The organism is Xanthomonas sp. NCPPB 3442 (assembly GCF_056725145.1).
The window spans coordinates 3,223,808-3,240,333 of the sequence record NZ_CM161514.1; the positions used below are offsets into that span (position 1 = coordinate 3,223,808).

The window sequence follows — 16,526 nt, forward strand, 5'->3', positions numbered from 1 at the left end:
GTCCAATGCTGAGCGCCACCTTCTCCCGAGATGAGAAGGAATCCAAGCCCCTCTCCTGCAGGAGAGGGGTTGGGGTGAGGGTACGGGCAAGCCACTTACGTTCCGAATATCACGAGGCCTTGCACGTACCTCATCCGCCCCCTTTTGGGCACCTTCTCCCAGAGCGAGAAGGGGTCAAGTGCACAACAAAAAAGCGGGCCGAAGCCCGCTCTTTCGTCATGCATCACGCATGCTGCATCAGCACGCCGCGATTACTCGGCCGACGCCTGCACGCCTTCGCCTTCTTCCACTGCCTTGATCGACAGACGGATGCGGCCCTGCTTGTCCACTTCCAGCACCTTGACGCGGACCAGATCGCCTTCCTTCAACTTGTCGCCGACCTTCTCCACGCGCTCGCTGGAAATCTGCGACACGTGCACCAGGCCGTCCTTGCCCGGCAGGATGGTGACGAACGCACCGAAGTCCATGATCTTGGCGACCTTGCCTTCGTAGATGCGGCCCGGCTCCACGTCCGAGGTGATCTGCTCGATGCGCGACTTCGCAGCCTGCGCGGCAATGGCATTGACCGAGGCGATGATGATCGTGCCATCGTCCTGGATGTCGATCTGCGTACCGGTTTCCTTGGTGATGGCCTGGATGGTCGAGCCACCCTTGCCGATCACTTCGCGGATCTTGTCCGGGTGGATCTTGATGGTCAGCAGGCGCGGCGCGTAGTCGCTCAATTCCTGACGCGGGGTGGTCAGCGCATGCGCCATCTCGCCCAGGATGTGCAGGCGGCCAGCCTTGGCCTGCTGCAAGGCCTGCTTCATGATCTCTTCGGTGATGCCTTCGATCTTGATGTCCATCTGCAGCGCGGACACGCCTTCGGCAGTACCGGCCACCTTGAAGTCCATGTCCCCGAGGTGATCTTCGTCACCCAGGATGTCGGAGAGCACGACGAAGTCGTTGCCTTCCTTGACCAGACCCATTGCGATACCCGCGACCGGCGCCTTGATCGGCACGCCGGCATCCATCAGCGCCAGCGAGCTGCCGCAGACCGATGCCATCGAGGACGAACCGTTGGACTCGGTGATTTCCGAGACCACGCGAATGGTGTACGGGAATTCTTCCAGGGTCGGCATCACAGCCAGCACGCCGCGCTTGGCCAGGCGGCCGTGGCCGATTTCGCGACGCTTCGGCGCACCGAAACGACCGCACTCGCCCACCGAGTACGGAGGGAAGTTGTAATGGAACAGGAAGTTTTCCTTGTACTCGCCCGACACTGCGTCGATGACCTGACCGTCGCGCGCGGTGCCCAGGGTGGTGATCACGATCGCCTGCGTCTCGCCGCGGGTAAACAGCGCCGAGCCATGGGTACGCGGCAACACGCCGGCCTTGGCGCTGATCGGACGCACGGTGTCCAGTGCACGGCCGTCGATACGCACCTTACTGCTCAACACCGAACCACGCATGGTCTGGTATTCCAGCTCGCCGAATTCCTTGGCCAGATCGCCGGCAGCCCAGCCTTCGATGGTGGCGCGCGGCGCCAGTGCGCCCAGCACGTCCTTCTTGATCGCCGAAATCGCATCGCGGCGCTGCAGCTTGTCGCGCACCTGGAATGCCGAAGCGAGCTGGTCGCCCACCGCTTCCTTCAGTGCGGCGATCATGCTCTCGTTCTTTGCCGGGGCCACCCAGTCGGACGGCTTGGTGCCGGCTTCGACGGTCAGCTCGTTGATGACGTTGATGACCTTCTGCATCTCGCGATGACCGAACGTCACTGCGCCCAGCATCACTTCTTCGGACAGCAGCTCGGCTTCGGACTCGACCATCAGCACCGCGTTGGCGGTACCGGCCACGACCAGCTCCAGCTGCGAATCCTTCAGCTCGGTCACGGTCGGGTTGAGGATGTATTCACCGTTCTTGTAGCCGACCTTGGCAGCGCCGATCGGGCCCTTGAAGGGGGTGCCGGCCAGCGACAGGGCAGCCGAGGCGCCGATCAGCGCGGCGATGTCGCCGTCGATGTCCGGGTTCATCGACATCACGGTGGCGATGATCTGCACTTCGTTCTTGTAGTCCTCCGGGAACAGCGGACGGATCGGACGATCGATCAGGCGCGAGATCAACGTTTCCTTCTCGGTCGCGCGTCCTTCGCGCTTGAAGAAGCCGCCCGGGATACGGCCGCCAGCGTAGAACTTCTCCTGATAATCGACCGTCAGAGGAAAGAAGTCCTGCCCTTCGCGCGCGCTCTTGGCGGCGACGGCGGTGACCAGCAGTACGGTGTCGTCGAACTTGACGATCACGGCGCCGCCTGCCTGGCGAGCGATTTCGCCCGTCTCAAGAGTGACGGTGTGCTTGCCGTACTGGAAGGTTTTGGTGATTTTTGCCACGGAGGTTTTTTCCCTTAGGTATTGCTGTCTGCGTTGGACCGTCGTCGACCCATGCCGAGAACGGGCGGCCGGGAGGCTCCGGCCCAAGAGTGCGTATTGCTTAAGACGTAGTGCGATTGACCAAAACAAAACCGCGGCGCATCGCTGCGCCGCGGCGGTAGGACTCGATTAGCGGCGCAGGCCGAGCTTCTCGATCAAGGACTTGTAACGCTCGTTGTCCTTCTTTTTCAGGTAGTCGAGCAGGCTGCGGCGACGATTGACCATCTGCAGCAGACCACGACGGCTGTGGTGATCCTTCTTGTGGGTCTTGAAGTGACCGGTCAGCAGCTCGATGCGCGCGGTCAGCAGAGCGACCTGCACTTCCGGCGAACCGGTGTCCTGGGCGCTGCGCTTGTTGTCTTCAATAACTTTCTGGGTGTCGACGGACATGATGTTTTCTCGATAGATGCGTGGTCGACAGGAACGTGCGTGACGCACCGTCGGACTCGCCGTTTGCTTAGGATGAGCGCGCTTGGCGCTGAGGTGCCCCGATCGGGGCCGCGAAATTGTAACGTCGCCCGGCCCAGGGAACAAGTTGACAAAATCTTAACAGGCCGGAATTTCGTTCAGTCCATTGAACAATCGCTGCGGCGACAAGCGCCCGTCGGCGTCGACCAGGCCTAGCCCCGAAGGGATTCCGTCAGGTCCGAATACAGCGACTTGCCCCGGCGGAAATGCGGCATCACGCAGGCGCTGGCCCATGCGAAAACGCGCCGCATGGGTCTGATCGAGCACGATTCGCGCAAAATCGGCCAGGCCGGCCTCGATCGGCAGCAATAGCGTCCGTGCTTCGGTGCCCGCCTCCAGCGTCGCCGACAATGCCTCCAGCGTGATCATCTGTGGAGCGCGAAACGGCGCCACCCACAGCCGACGCAACGAGGCGATGTGCGCTCCACATCCCAGCACCTCGCCCAGGTCACGTGCCAGGCTGCGGATATACGTGCCCGAGCCGCAGGTCACGCGCAGCCGCAGACCTGGGGCGCTGTAGCCCAGCACATCGATCGCCTGCACATCCACCTCGCGCACCGGCGCTTCGATACGTTCGCCGCGTCGCGCCTTGGCATACAGCGGCTCGCCGCCCTGCTTGAGCGCGGAATAAATGGGCGCTTGTTGCTGGATACGGCCGATGAAAGGCGCCAGCGCCGCCTGTAGATCGGCCTCGCTCAGATCCGGCACCGCACGCTCGCGCAGCGGCTCGCCGTCGGCATCGTCGGTGTCGGTGGTGACGCCCAACACGATCTCGGCGTCGTATGCCTTGGCTGAACCAAGCAGCAGTCCGGCGATCTTGGTGGCTTCGCCAAAACAGAGCGGCAACAGGCCGGTAGCCAGCGGATCCAGGCTGCCGGTATGGCCGCCCTTCTCTGCGCGCAATAACCGGCGTGCGGCCTGCAGTGCATTGTTGGAGCTCAGCCCGGCCGGCTTGTCCAGCAGCAGGATGCCGTGCAACGGGCGATAGACGATGCGGGGTTTCAAAAGATCGGTGCTCGAATCAGGCGCAGTGCGCGCCTGCGGGAATCAGGGCCGCGGCAGATGCGGCAGGCCGTGACAGCGCTCAGCGCTGTTCGGCATCTTCATCGCTGGACGTGGCCTCGGGGCCAACGTCGTCCAGGTCACGCAGCAGATTGTCGATGCGTTCGCCGCGATCGACCGAATCGTCGTAATGGAAGTGCAGCTCGGGCACGTGGCGCAGCTTCATCGCGCGCGCCAACTGGGTACGCAGCTGGCCGGCGATTTCCTTGAGCCCCTTGACCGCTTCGGCCGAACGCTCCTGCTGCAGCGCGGTGACAAAGACCTTGGCATGTGCCAGGTCGCGACTGATTTCGACGTCGGACACGCTGACCGACGGCAGGCCATGGTCGCGCACGGCCGCGTGCACGATCGTGCCGAGGTCGCGACGCACCTGCGCGGACACGCGGTCGGTACGATGGAATGATTTGGTTGGCATGGTCGTGGACCTGGTTGATTCGGAGGGCCAGTTGGCACCGAAGCCAAAAAACAAACGCGGGCGGCCATGCCGCCCTCGCCTTGCAGAACCTGCATTGGACAACTCCGCCGAACGGAGTCCGGGGCCGGTAGGCCCCGGCAGCCGTTACAGCGTACGGGCCACTTCGATACGCTCGAAGCACTCGATCTGGTCGCCGGCCTTGACGTCGTTGTAAGCCTTCACGCCGATACCGCATTCGGTACCGTTGCGCACTTCGTCGACGTTCTCCTTGAAGCGACGCAGCGATTCCAGCTCCCCTTCAAACACCACAACGCTGTCGCGGAGCACGCGGATCGGCTTGCTGCGCTTGACCACGCCTTCGATGACCATGCAGCCTGCAACCGCGCCGAACTTCGAGCTACGGAACACATCGCGGACCTGTGCGATACCGATGATCTCTTCGCGGATTTCCACGCCAAGCAGACCGGAGGCCACCTGCTTCACCTGATCGATCACGTCATAGATGATCGAGAAGTAACGCAGATCAATGCCGTTGGACTCGACGATCTTGCGCGCCGAGGCATCCGCGCGCACGTTGAAGCCGATGATCGTCGCCTTGGAAGCAGCGGCCGAATTCGCGTCGGATTCGGTGATGCCGCCCACGCCGGAGTGGATCACGTTGATGCGGATGTCCTCGTTGGACAACGCCACCAGCGACTGCTTGAGTGCTTCCACCGAACCCTGCACGTCGGCCTTGATCACCAGGTTCAGTACCTGCTGACCTTCGCCCTTGCCCATCTGGGCCAGGATGTCTTCCATGCGGTTGGTCGCCGAGGCCACCAGACGCGATTCGCGGCGCTTGGTTTCGCGCTGCTGCGCCACGTCCTTGGCCAGGCGCTCGTCGTCGACGACCACGAAGTCGTCGCCGGCTTCCGGCACGCCGGACAAACCCAGCACCTGCACCGGAATCGACGGGCCCGCCGAGGCCGGCTGATGGCCGGTTTCGTCGAACAACGCACGCACGCGGCCGTACTGGATGCCGCACACCAGATAGTCGCCACGCTTCAGCGCACCCTGCTGCACCAGTACCGTCGCCACCGGGCCGCGGCCCTTGTCCAGCGAGGATTCGATGACGGTACCGCTGGCGCGGCCCTCGGCCACGGCCTTGAGCTCCAGCACTTCGGCCTGCAGCGAAATCGCGTCCAGCAGCGTATCCACGCCGGTACCGACCTTGGCCGACACTTCGATGAACTGGGTATCGCCACCGAACTCTTCGGCCACCACGTTTTCGGCCAGCAGCTCGTTCTTGACCCGCAGCGGATCAGCGCCGGTCTTGTCGATCTTATTGACCGCCACGATCAGCGGTACGCCTGCCGCCTTGGCATGCGCAACCGCTTCCTTGGTCTGCGGCATCACGCCATCGTCGGCGGCAACGACCAGCACCACGATGTCGGTGATCTTGGCGCCACGGGCACGCATCGAGGTAAACGCGGCATGGCCGGGCGTATCCAGGAAGCTGATGACGCCACGACCGGTTTCGACGTGGTACGCACCGATGTGCTGGGTAATGCCGCCGGCTTCGCCGGAGGCGATCTTGGTACGGCGGATGTAGTCCAGCAGCGAGGTCTTGCCGTGATCGACGTGACCCATGATGGTGACCACCGGCGGACGCGACGTGGCCTCGCCCTGCGCATCTTCGGCATGCGCCAGCAGCGCGTCCTCGAAGTCGGCATTGTCGGCACGCACGGCTTTATGACCAAGCTCTTCGGTCACCAGTGCGGCGGTGTCGTGATCGATGCTCTGGGTGATGGTCGCCATGACGCCCATCTTGAACAACGCCTTGACCACGTCGCCGCCCTTGAGCGCGAGCTTCTGCGCCAGGTCTGCCACGGTGATGGTCTCGCCGATCGCCACTTCACGCACCACCGGTGCGGTGGGACGCTCGAACCCGTGCGGGCCGCTGTTGGCCTGGCTGCCGCCACGGCCGTTGTCATTACCACGGCGCGAGGACGACGAACCCGGGCGGCCGGTCGGCTTGCCGCGCACATTGGAACGCCGCGCGCGATCGGCCGCGGACAGATGCAACTGCCCGGCAAAGCGCTTGGTCGCATCGTCATCTTCAACACCGGCCACCATGACGTGCGAACCGCGCGTCTTGTGCTTGGCGGCATTGCTGCGGTCGTCCGCACGTGCCGGCGCTGCCGGACGCGAGGCCGGAGATGCGCCCGCCGGACGTGCCGCACGCGGTGCGGACGACGGCGAAGACGGTGCCCGCGCGGCAGGCGCCGACGGCGTCGGCGCATCAGCAACCGGAGCCGGCGCACTGGCAGCCGCAGCGGCTTCCTCGGCAGCCTTGCGCTCGGCTTCTGCACGGTCCTTGGCGGCCTGCTCTTCCTCGCGCTTGCGCTGAATTGCCTCGTCGCGCACGCGGTCGCTTTCGGCCAGGCGCTGCTGCTCCTCAAGGTTGCGCTGACGCGACTCCTCGAGCTTACGCAAGATATCGGCGCGTTCTTCGTCCGGCGTCATCGGTGCGGCGCGGCCGCTGCCTTCGTTCTCGGACTTCACGTAAGTGCGCTTCTGCCGCACTTCCACGTTGACCGTGGTCTTGGTGCGGCCGGCGTTGACAGTGACTTCCTGCAGCTTGCGCCGGTTGAGCGTGATCTTCTTGGCTGCTTCGCTCGCCGCTTCGGCAGACGTTTCCGCCTTGCCATGCGTGCGACGCAGGAAGCCAAGCAGTTTCATCTTCTCGGTGCTGGTCACGACCTGGTCGGGACCGCTGAACTTCATTCCGGCCTCGGCCAGTTGAACCAGCAGTTTATCGACCGGCGTATTGACCAGTTCGGCAAGCTTGCGGATGGTGGTTTGCTGCGACATTCGGATCCTATGATCTGGTTGGCGCCCCCTCGCCCAGAGCAAGGGATACGCTGATTCTAAGCCCTGATGGGGTCAGGGCGCGGTTCATTGCCGGCTCATTCGCCGCGCTCCAAACGGGCGATCTCCTCGGCGCGGGCTGCCAGGATCAGCGCCGCAGCGCGCTCCTGGGTCATGCCCTCGATGCCGAAGTCGACGATCTCGTCGGCGGCCAGGTCGGACAAGTCCTCGCTGGTACGCACGCCGTGCTCGGCCAGCGCAAAAGCCGTCTCCTCGTCCATCCCCTCCAGCGCCAGCAGGTCCTCGGTGGGCTGAGTTCCTTCCAGGCCTTCTTCCTCGGCCAGCGCGGCGTTGAGCAACGCATCGCGGGCACGGGCGCGCAGTTCTTCAACGATGTCTTCGTCGAAGCCCTCTACCGCCAGCAACTCGCCGACCGGCACGTAGGCGATTTCTTCGACCGTATTGAAACCTTCGGAGACCAGGATCGCGGAGATTTCCTCGTCCACTTCCAGGCGGTCCATGAACAGCTGGCGTGCCGCGGCCTGCTCGGCCTCGGACTTGGCGGCCACCTGGTCGGCGGTCATCACGTTGAGCTGCCAACCGGTCAGGCGGCTGGCCAGACGCACGTTCTGGCCGCCCTTGCCGATCGCCTGCGCCAGGCGGTCTTCCGCCACGGCCAGGTCCATCGAGTGCTTGTCTTCGTCGACGATGATCGACTGCACTTCGGCAGGCGCCATTGCGTTGATGACGAAGTTGGCCGGGTTCTCATTCCACAACACGATGTCCACGCGCTCGCCATTGAGTTCGTTGGACACCGCCTGCACGCGCGAACCGCGCATGCCGATGCAGGCGCCGATGGGATCGGTGCGGGCGTCGTGCGCGATCACGGCGATCTTGGCGCGGTCGCCCGGATCGCGTGCGCAAGCCTTGATCTCGACCAGGCCCTGACCGACTTCAGGCACTTCGAGCTTGAACAGTTCGATCATGAATTCAGGTGCGGCACGGCTGATGAACAGCTGCGGGCCGCGTGGCTCGGAACGCACCTCGGCCAGGTAACCGCGCACGCGGTCGCCGGGACGCAGCACGTCGCGCGGAATGCCCTTGTCTTTCGGAATGAAGGCTTCGGCGTTGCCGCCAAGATCGACAAAAATATTGCCGCGCTCCGCGCGCTTGACCACGCCGGTGATCAACTCACCCACACGATCCTTCCACGCATCCACCACCTGCTGACGCTCGGCCTCGCGCACACGCTGCACGATCACCTGCTTGGCAGCCTGCGCGGCGATACGGCCGAAGTCGGGATTCTCGATCTGTTCTTCGATGTAATCGCCCACTTCCACGCCGTCGGCTTCGTCGATGGCATCCATCAGACGTACCTGGCGGTCAGGGGATTCCATCACCACGTCATCGGCAACCACTTCCCAGCGACGGTAGGTTTCGTAAGTACCGTCCTTGTGATCGATGGTGACGCGGGCCAGCACGTCCTGGTCGGGATAGCGCTTCTTCGCCGCGGAAGCCAGCGCGGCCTCGATCGCTTCGAAGATCACTTCGCGCGGCACGCCCTTTTCATTGGCGACCGCATCCACTACCAGCAAAAGTTCCTTGCTCATTTCGTCACTCCGCGCGCGGCTTGCCAGCCGCCGACTCGTTGGATGGTTTCTTCTTTTCGTGCCCGGGTTTTTTCGGGCCGGGCTTGTTCGGTTTCTGCGGTGCCAGACCCAGCGCAACCCAATCCGGCACGATGCGCGCTTTGTCGATATTGTCGTAGCCGATCTGCACGTCCTTGCCATCGACAGCGAACACCACCGCCTCTGCCTCGGCATCGATGCGCAGGATCTCGCCCTGGAAGCGGCGCCGACCATCCTGCGCCAGCTTCAAGACGATCTTTGCCGACTCACCGGTGTGGCGCGCGAACTGTTCCAGCGTGAACAGCGGACGATCCACACCCGGCGATGACACTTCCAGCGTGTAGTTACCGCTGATCGGGTCTTCGACGTCGAGCTGGGCGGAGACTTCGCGGCTCACGCGCTCGCAGTCGTCGACATTGATGACACGCTCGGGCTGTTCGGCCAGCGGCACGTCGATATATAGGCGCAATGTGGCGCCGCCTGGAGCGGGAAGATATTCCACGCCCAGCAGTTCCAAGCCCAGGGACTCAACCGTTGGACTCAGCAGATTCGCGATTTCGGTCGCTTTTTCGCTCACAGACTGCCCTGATCAGATGATTGCCAGTAGAACCCCGGCAACCGGCAGCAAACTTTCCGGTTCCGGAAAAAACAAGGGGCCCGATGGGCCCCTTGCGTGAAAAAAACCCGACCTCTCAGGGTCGGCGTAAAGACGGGAACATGCGTCCTTACGATCCAAGAAGCTGAATTACTGCGATAAAGCAACAATTCGAAACTTGGTAGCGGGGGCAGGATTTGAACCTGCGACCTTCGGGTTATGAGCCCGACGAGCTGCCAGACTGCTCCACCCCGCAGCAGAAGCGGAATTATGAAGAACTTGAGCGGCAATTGCAAGCCCTAGTTTTTCATCTGTTGGACAGCGTGGCGGCTGTTCAACGTCGCGGCGAATAATACCCGCAATGCAACAAAAACGAAACAGTAAGCGCGGTTTTATTTCAGTGCGACGCCACATGCAGGATGCGACGCCGCAAAACCTAACGCTGGCGCAGCGGTATTAGGCGAGGCCGGCGAATGCGCGCTGGCACCACACCATGATCGGACTCCAGGCCAGACCAAGTGCAAGCAGGGCCAGCGCATTGACGCCGAGCACGGTGCCGAGCACGCGATCGTTATTAGCCGGCAACGGCTCGCCTACCGGCTCGTCGAAGTACATGACCTTGATGACGCGCAGGTAGTAGTACGCACCGATCACTGCGCAGATCACACCGACCAACGCCAGCCACAGCATGTCGCCCTTCACTGCCGCGCCCAGCACCGCCAGCTTGGTCCAGAAACCGAGGAACGGCGGGATACCTGCAAGCGATGCCATGATGCACAGCACCAGACCAGCCATCCACGGATTGCGCGCGTTGAGTCCCTTGAAGTCGTCGATGTTTTCCGCTTCGAACCCGTTGCGCGACAGCGCGATGATGGCGCCGAACGAAGCGGTGGACATGATGGTGTAGCTGACCGCGTAGAACATCGCAGCCGCATAGCCCTCTTCCCCGCCGCCCGCCACGCCCATCAGCAGGAAGCCGATATGCGAGACCGTCGAGTATGCGAGCATGCGCTTGAGGTTGCTCTGCGCAATCGCCATCAGGTTACCCACCACCAGCGAAACCGCCGACAAGCCGCCGATCAGCAGATGCCACTGCGGCGACAACGGACCCATACCGACTTCCAGCAGGCGATAGGCCATACCGAACGCCGCAAGCTTGGGCGCCGAGCTGATGAACAATGCAATCGGCGCAGGCGCACCCTGATACACGTCGGGCAGCCACATGTGGAAGGGTGCAGCTCCCAGCTTGAAGGCGACGCCAGCGATCATGAAGATGGTGCCGGTCATCAGCAACGTGCGTTCGTTCGAGCCTTCGATCGCATCGTGGATGCCGGCCAGGCTGAGCGTACCGGTGGCGCCGTAGACCAGCGACATGCCGTATAGCAGCAGACCCGACGCCAGCGACCCGAGCACGAAATACTTCATCGCCGCTTCGGTGGCCAGGCCATTGTCGCGGTTGGAGGCGACCAGTGCGTAAGAGCACAGCGCCAGCAGCTCCAGGCCCAGATAGACCATCAACAGGCTACCGGCCGACGCCAGCAGCATCATGCCGGCAGTGGCGAACAACACAAGCACCGGGATTTCGCCCTGGTAGAGATTACGCTCGCGCAGGTAGGTCCAGCCATACACCAGGCTCAACCCGCTGACCAGCACGATCACGGTCTTCATGACATCGGCTGCCGTGTCGCGGACGAACATGCCATTGAAGATATCGCCCTGCCCGCCCGTGCCGGTTGCAAGCAACACGAGCACCACGGCAAGCACGGCAACGGAGAACAGGTGGGTCCAGACCTTGTTCCGCTGGCTCACGAACAGGTCGAGCATCAGCAGAGCGAAGGCGCCGCCGATCAGCACCAGCTCCGGTACGAGCGGAGCCAGGTCAGCGGTGGTCAACGGCGCGAGCGTTGGCGTGGTCATCATTAAATCCTGGAAATCAAAACGTACGGCAAGCGGTCAGAGCTTGGTCGCGGCAATCTGGGTCGCCAGCTTGGCGATCGACGGTTCCATCAGATCGGTCAGCGGCTTCGGGTACAGGCCCAGGGCCAGCACGCCAGCAGCGAACACCCCCAGCACGAATGCTTCGCGGCCATTGATGTCTTTCAGCTCGGCCACGTGTGCGTTGGCCACTTCGCCGAAGAACACGCGCTTGTACAGCCACAGCGTGTACGCAGCGGTGATCACCAGCGTGGTGGCGGCGCCGAAGGCAACCAACGGATGCTTCTGGAAGCTGGCCAGGATGACCATGAACTCGCCGACGAAACCACTGGTTCCCGGCAGGCCGGCATTGGCCATGAAGAACAACATGGCGAAGGTCGCGAACCAGGGCATCACGTTGACCACGCCGCCGTAATCGGCGATGCGACGGGTATGCATGCGGTCGTAGAGCACGCCGATGCACGAGAACATCGCGCCGGACACGAAACCGTGCGAGATCATCTGCACCATCGCGCCCTGCAGGCCCAGACGCGCAGCATCGGTGCTGCCGTACTCGCGTACCAGGGTGAAGGCGATAAAGGTACCGAGCGTGACGAAACCCATGTGCGCGATGGACGAATACGCCACCAGCTTCTTCATGTCGTCCTGCACCAAGGCCACCAGGCCGACATAGATCACCGCAATCAGCGACAGCGTGATGACCAGCCAGGCGAACTCATGACTGGCGTCGGGCACGATCGGCAGGTTGAAGCGCAGGAAGCCGTAGCCGCCGATCTTCAACGCAATCGCCGCCAGGATCACCGAACCGGCGGTCGGCGCCTCGACGTGCGCGTCCGGCAACCAGGTGTGCACCGGGAACATCGGCACCTTGACCGCAAAGGCGATCAGGAATGCGAAGAAGATCCAGGTCTGTTCCTTGGCGGTCAGCTGCAGCGCATACAGGTCGGCGAGCTGGAAGCTGCCGCCCTTCAGATACAGATACACCAGGCCCACCAACATCAGCACCGAGCCGAGGAAGGTATAGAGGAAGAACTTCATCGCCGCGTAGATGCGCCGTGGGCCGCCCCAGACGCCGATGATCAGGAACATCGGGATCAGCATGGCTTCGAAGAACACGTAGAACAACATCGCGTCGGTGGCGGCGAAGATGCCGACCGTGACGCCTTCCAGAATCAGGAAGGCAGCGACGTACTGATTGACGCGCTTGTCGATCGAGCGCCAGGCTCCGATCAGGGCCAGCACCGTCACCAGCGTGGTCAGCACGATCAACGCGACCGCGATGCCATCCACGCCCAGGTTGTAGCCGATGTTGTAGGCCGGGATCCAGGCATGCAGTTCGATGAACTGCATGGCGTCATTGGCAGTGTCGTAGCCCAGCAGCGGCAGACTCAGCGCAAAGGTCGCCACCGCTACCGCCAGGGACGCCCAGCGGGCAGTCTCGGCGTTGCGCAACGCAAGGATCAGGGCGCCGCCGATAATCGGCAGCCAGATCAAGATAGACAGTAAAGGCCAGTTCGACACGTTTTCTTATTCCGTACAGTTCAACGCCAGAAATGCATCAGTACCGCCAACAAGGCGATCAAACCGATGATCATTGCGAAGGCGTAGTGATAGAGGAAACCGGATTGCGTGCGACGCAGCAGATTTGCAGCCAGGTCGATCAGTCGGGCAGAACCGTTGACGACAGCGCCGTCGACCACATGGGTATCGACTGCACGTGACGCCTTGCCAAGAACAACGCCACCACCGGCGAAGCCATTGATCCAGAGCTTGTCGAAGCCGTACTTGTTTTCCAGCAACCACACGATCGGCGCGAATGTCTTGCGCGACTTTGTGGCCAGTTCCGGCTTCCACAGGTAGAACAGGGCAGCCAGCAGCAGGCCGGCAATCGTCAGGAAGAACGGAGCGGCCATCATGCCGTGCAGTGCGAAAGCAACCGGGCCGTGGAACTCTTCGGCCAATGCACCAACGGTATCGCGTGCCGGATCGTAGAAATCGACGATGCCAGTGAAGAACGAAACTGCCTGGCCCTGCATAGCGTGTGCTGCATGGTGGCCCTGCCAGTCGGTTCCGAACAACATCGGACCGATCGTGAAGAAGCCGATCGCGATCGAGGGGATTGCTAACAAGACCAACAGCAGTGTTACCACCCACTTGGACTCATGCGGCTCGTGGGCACCATGGTGACCATGTCCATGATCGTCGTGGCCATGCGTGTCGTGGCCATGCGCATCGTGCGAGTGAACCTGCGCTTCGGCATCGGTATGCGCGCTGTCGTGATGCGAATGCGCGTCGTGCGCATGGGCGTCGCGGAACCGCTCCTTGCCGTGGAAGGTCAGGAACAGCAGACGGAAGCTGTAGAAACTGGTCACCAATACGCCGCCAAGCACAGCCCAGTAGCCATAGGTTGCGATCCAGCCATGCGACTCATGCGCATGATGCGCAGCCGCCTCGATAATGGTGTCCTTCGAGTAGAAGCCGGAGAAGAACGGCGTACCAACCAAGGCCAATGTACCGATCACGCTGGTCCAGTAGGTCACCTTCATGTACTTGCGCAGGCCACCCATCTTGCGCATGTCCTGCTCGTGGTGCATGCCGATGATCACCGAGCCGGCCGCCAGGAACAGCAGCGCCTTGAAGAAGGCATGGGTCATCAGGTGGAACACGGCTGCCGAATAGGCCGACACGCCCAATGCCACGGTCATGTAACCCAGCTGCGACAGCGTGGAGTACGCCACCACGCGCTTGATGTCGTTCTGCACGATACCGATCAGGCCGGTGAAGAAGGCTGTGGTCGCACCGATGAACAGGATGAAGTTCAGCGCTGTTTCCGACAGCTCGAACAGCGGCGACATACGCGCCACCATGAAGATGCCGGCGGTCACCATCGTTGCGGCGTGGATCAGCGCCGAGATCGGTGTCGGGCCTTCCATCGAGTCCGGCAGCCACACGTGCAACGGCACCTGGGCCGACTTGCCCATCGCACCGATAAACAGGCAGATGCAGATCAGCGTCATCACGCTCCATTCGTGGCCCGCGAACAGCTGCACCTTGGCGCCGGCCATGGTGGTCGCGTTGGCGAACACGGTGGAGTAATCCAACGAGCCGAACCACAACAGGACGCCGGCGATACCGAGGATGAAGCCAAAGTCGCCGACGCGGTTGACCAGGAACGCCTTCATGTTGGCGAACACGGCAGTCGGGCGCTTGAACCAGAAACCGATCAGCAGGTACGACACCAGGCCCACCGCTTCCCAGCCGAAGAACAGCTGCAGGAAGTTGTTGCTCATCACCAGCGTAAGCATGGAGAAGGTGAACAACGAGATGTAGCTGAAGAAGCGCTGGTAACCCGGGTCCTCTTCCATGTAGCCGATGGTGTAGATGTGCACCAACAGCGACACGAAGGTCACCACCACCATCATCATCGCAGTCAGGCGGTCGACCATGAAGCCGACATGTGCCGAGTAGTTGCCGACATCAAAGAATGTGTAGAGGTTCTGGTTGAACGGGCTGGCGCCCTGCTCCACCAGCTGATACAGCGTCAGGCACGACAGCACGCAGCTGACCGCAACACCGAGGATGGTGACGTACTGCGCGCCCTTGCGCCCGACCTGGCGCCCGAACAGGCCGGCGATGATGCTGCCGACCAGCGGTGCAAGCACCACTGCGATCAACAGACTCTTGGAGAGAGTGATTTCCATCTACAGGTCAGCCCTTCAACGTATCGACTTCGGCCACATTGATCGTGCGGCGCGTGCGGAACAGAGTCACCAGGATCGCAAGGCCGATTGCAGCCTCCGCAGCGGCAACCGTCAGAATGAAGAACACGAACAACTGACCGGCGGTATCGCCAAGCTCGCGCGAGAACGCGATGAAGTTGACGTTGACCGACAGCAACATCAACTCGATCGACATCAGCAGCACGATGACGTTCTTGCGGTTGAGGAAGATGCCGGCCAGCGAGATGCAGAACAGCACCGCGCCCAGTCCAAGCAGGTGGCCCAAGGTAATCAAGACTTCGCCTCCTGTCCGTCGGCCGCGTCGATTTGCGGCGCAACCTGTACCGGCTTTTCAACCGCCATTTTGACCATGCGCAGACGGTCGCCCGCCTTGACCCGGGACTGCTCGCCGGCATTCTGCAACTTGATGCCAGTGCGCTTGCGCAGGGTCAGCATCACTGCAGCCACCACCGCCACCGTCAGGATCACCGCGGCAAATTCGAAAGGCAGCAGAAATTCGGTGTACAGGCTCTTGGCCAACCAGGTCAGGTTTGAACTGTCAGCCGCTTGCGCAGCTGCGTTGTCTGCCGGGAACGGCGTGGCGCTGCGCGCCTTGACACCGATCAACGTGACCATCTGCGCGAGCATGGCCACCGCCACGATGACGCCGAGCGGCATGTACTTGACCCACCCCTCGCGCAAGCGGCTGGTATCGATATCCAGCATCATCACCACAAAGAGGAACAGCACCATCACCGCGCCGACATAGACCAGCACCAGCGTCACGCCGAGGAATTCAGCCCCGACCAGCAGCCAGATGCATGCCATCGAGAAGAACGTGAGGATCAGGCACAACACGGCGTATACCGGGTTGCGCACGCTGATCACCGCACCGGCGGACACGACCGCGACGGCGGAGAAGGCGTAGAAAGCAAGAGTGACCCAGTCCATCATGACCTCAACGGAAGGCGGCATCGGCAGCGCGACGCTCGGCGATCTCGGTCTCTAACCGGTCTCCGATCGCCAGCAGCTGCGGCTTGTTGACAATGTTTTCGCCACGCTTCTCGAAGTGGTACTCGAGGATGTGCGTTTCGACAATCGAGTCCACCGGGCAGCTTTCTTCGCAGAAGCCGCAGAAGATGCACTTGAACAGGTCGATGTCGTAGCGCGTGGTGCGGCGGGTGCCGTCTTCGCGCTTGGCCGAGTCGATGGTGATCGCCAGCGCTGGGCACACCGCTTCGCACAGCTTGCAGGCGATGCAACGCTCTTCGCCGTTGGGATAACGGCGCAGCGCATGCAGGCCGCGAAAGCGCGGCGACTGCGGGAACTTCTCCATCGGATACAGCACGGTGTACTTGGGCTTGAACGTGTATTTCAACGTCAGCCACAAGCCGCCGAGCAGCTCGAGCAGCAGCAAGCTCTTGAAGTAATGGGTGATCTTGTTCATCA

At 62.3% G+C, this 16,526-nt stretch carries 13 protein-coding genes and 1 tRNA gene; all 14 read right to left on the reverse strand.

Translation table 11 applies throughout. The features are described 5' to 3' along the window. Window positions 1-251: 251 nt before the first annotated feature. Window positions 252-2,366 carry a polyribonucleotide nucleotidyltransferase gene (gene pnp, locus AC1POX_RS13945; RefSeq protein WP_005914260.1) on the reverse strand — a complete coding sequence of 705 codons (2,115 nt, stop codon included), beginning with the start codon at window positions 2,364-2,366 and terminating at the stop codon, window positions 252-254. 168 nt (window positions 2,367-2,534) lie between these two features. Next, on the reverse strand, window positions 2,535-2,795 hold the full coding sequence (rpsO, locus tag AC1POX_RS13950; protein ID WP_003485583.1) for a 30S ribosomal protein S15: 261 nt from the start codon (window positions 2,793-2,795) through the stop codon (window positions 2,535-2,537). 156 nt (window positions 2,796-2,951) lie between these two features. Then, window positions 2,952-3,878, reverse strand: a complete 927-nt coding sequence (gene truB / locus AC1POX_RS13955) for a tRNA pseudouridine(55) synthase TruB (protein WP_218560173.1) — start codon at window positions 3,876-3,878, stop codon at window positions 2,952-2,954. A 79-nt stretch (window positions 3,879-3,957) separates the two neighbouring features. Then, window positions 3,958-4,350, reverse strand: a complete 393-nt coding sequence (rbfA, locus tag AC1POX_RS13960; RefSeq protein WP_005914265.1) for a 30S ribosome-binding factor RbfA — start codon at window positions 4,348-4,350, stop codon at window positions 3,958-3,960. A gap of 144 nt (window positions 4,351-4,494) precedes the next feature. Then, window positions 4,495-7,203, reverse strand: a complete 2,709-nt coding sequence (gene infB, locus AC1POX_RS13965; RefSeq protein WP_008570978.1) for a translation initiation factor IF-2 — start codon at window positions 7,201-7,203, stop codon at window positions 4,495-4,497. A gap of 95 nt (window positions 7,204-7,298) precedes the next feature. Then, entirely contained in the window at window positions 7,299-8,810 is a 1,512-nt protein-coding gene (nusA, locus tag AC1POX_RS13970) for a transcription termination factor NusA (protein ID WP_005914268.1), read from the reverse strand. A gap of 4 nt (window positions 8,811-8,814) precedes the next feature. Then, window positions 8,815-9,405 (reverse strand): ribosome maturation factor RimP, encoded by a 591-nt coding sequence (rimP, locus tag AC1POX_RS13975; protein WP_008570977.1) that lies wholly within the window; start codon window positions 9,403-9,405, stop codon window positions 8,815-8,817. Window positions 9,406-9,602: 197 nt separating this feature from the next. Beyond that, window positions 9,603-9,679, reverse strand: a tRNA-Met gene (locus AC1POX_RS13980). 200 nt (window positions 9,680-9,879) lie between these two features. Then, window positions 9,880-11,340, reverse strand: coding sequence for an NADH-quinone oxidoreductase subunit NuoN (gene nuoN / locus AC1POX_RS13985; RefSeq protein ID WP_031423320.1), 1,461 nt, complete (start codon window positions 11,338-11,340; stop codon window positions 9,880-9,882). Window positions 11,341-11,376: 36 nt separating this feature from the next. Beyond that, window positions 11,377-12,879 carry an NADH-quinone oxidoreductase subunit M gene (locus tag AC1POX_RS13990; RefSeq protein ID WP_031423322.1) on the reverse strand — a complete coding sequence of 501 codons (1,503 nt, stop codon included), beginning with the start codon at window positions 12,877-12,879 and terminating at the stop codon, window positions 11,377-11,379. Between the two features lie 20 nt (window positions 12,880-12,899). Then, window positions 12,900-15,059 carry an NADH-quinone oxidoreductase subunit L gene (gene nuoL / locus AC1POX_RS13995; protein WP_372356295.1) on the reverse strand — a complete coding sequence of 720 codons (2,160 nt, stop codon included), beginning with the start codon at window positions 15,057-15,059 and terminating at the stop codon, window positions 12,900-12,902. Window positions 15,060-15,066: 7 nt separating this feature from the next. Beyond that, window positions 15,067-15,372 (reverse strand): NADH-quinone oxidoreductase subunit NuoK, encoded by a 306-nt coding sequence (gene nuoK / locus AC1POX_RS14000; protein ID WP_005914274.1) that lies wholly within the window; start codon window positions 15,370-15,372, stop codon window positions 15,067-15,069. After that, a complete protein-coding gene (locus tag AC1POX_RS14005; RefSeq protein WP_008570973.1) occupies window positions 15,369-16,031 on the reverse strand; it encodes an NADH-quinone oxidoreductase subunit J in 663 nt (220 codons plus the stop codon). Before AC1POX_RS14005 ends, nuoK begins: the two co-directional genes overlap by 4 nt. A 4-nt stretch (window positions 16,032-16,035) precedes the next feature. After that, on the reverse strand, window positions 16,036-16,524 hold the full coding sequence (nuoI, locus tag AC1POX_RS14010) for an NADH-quinone oxidoreductase subunit NuoI (RefSeq protein WP_003485557.1): 489 nt from the start codon (window positions 16,522-16,524) through the stop codon (window positions 16,036-16,038). Window positions 16,525-16,526: the final 2 nt, after the last annotated feature.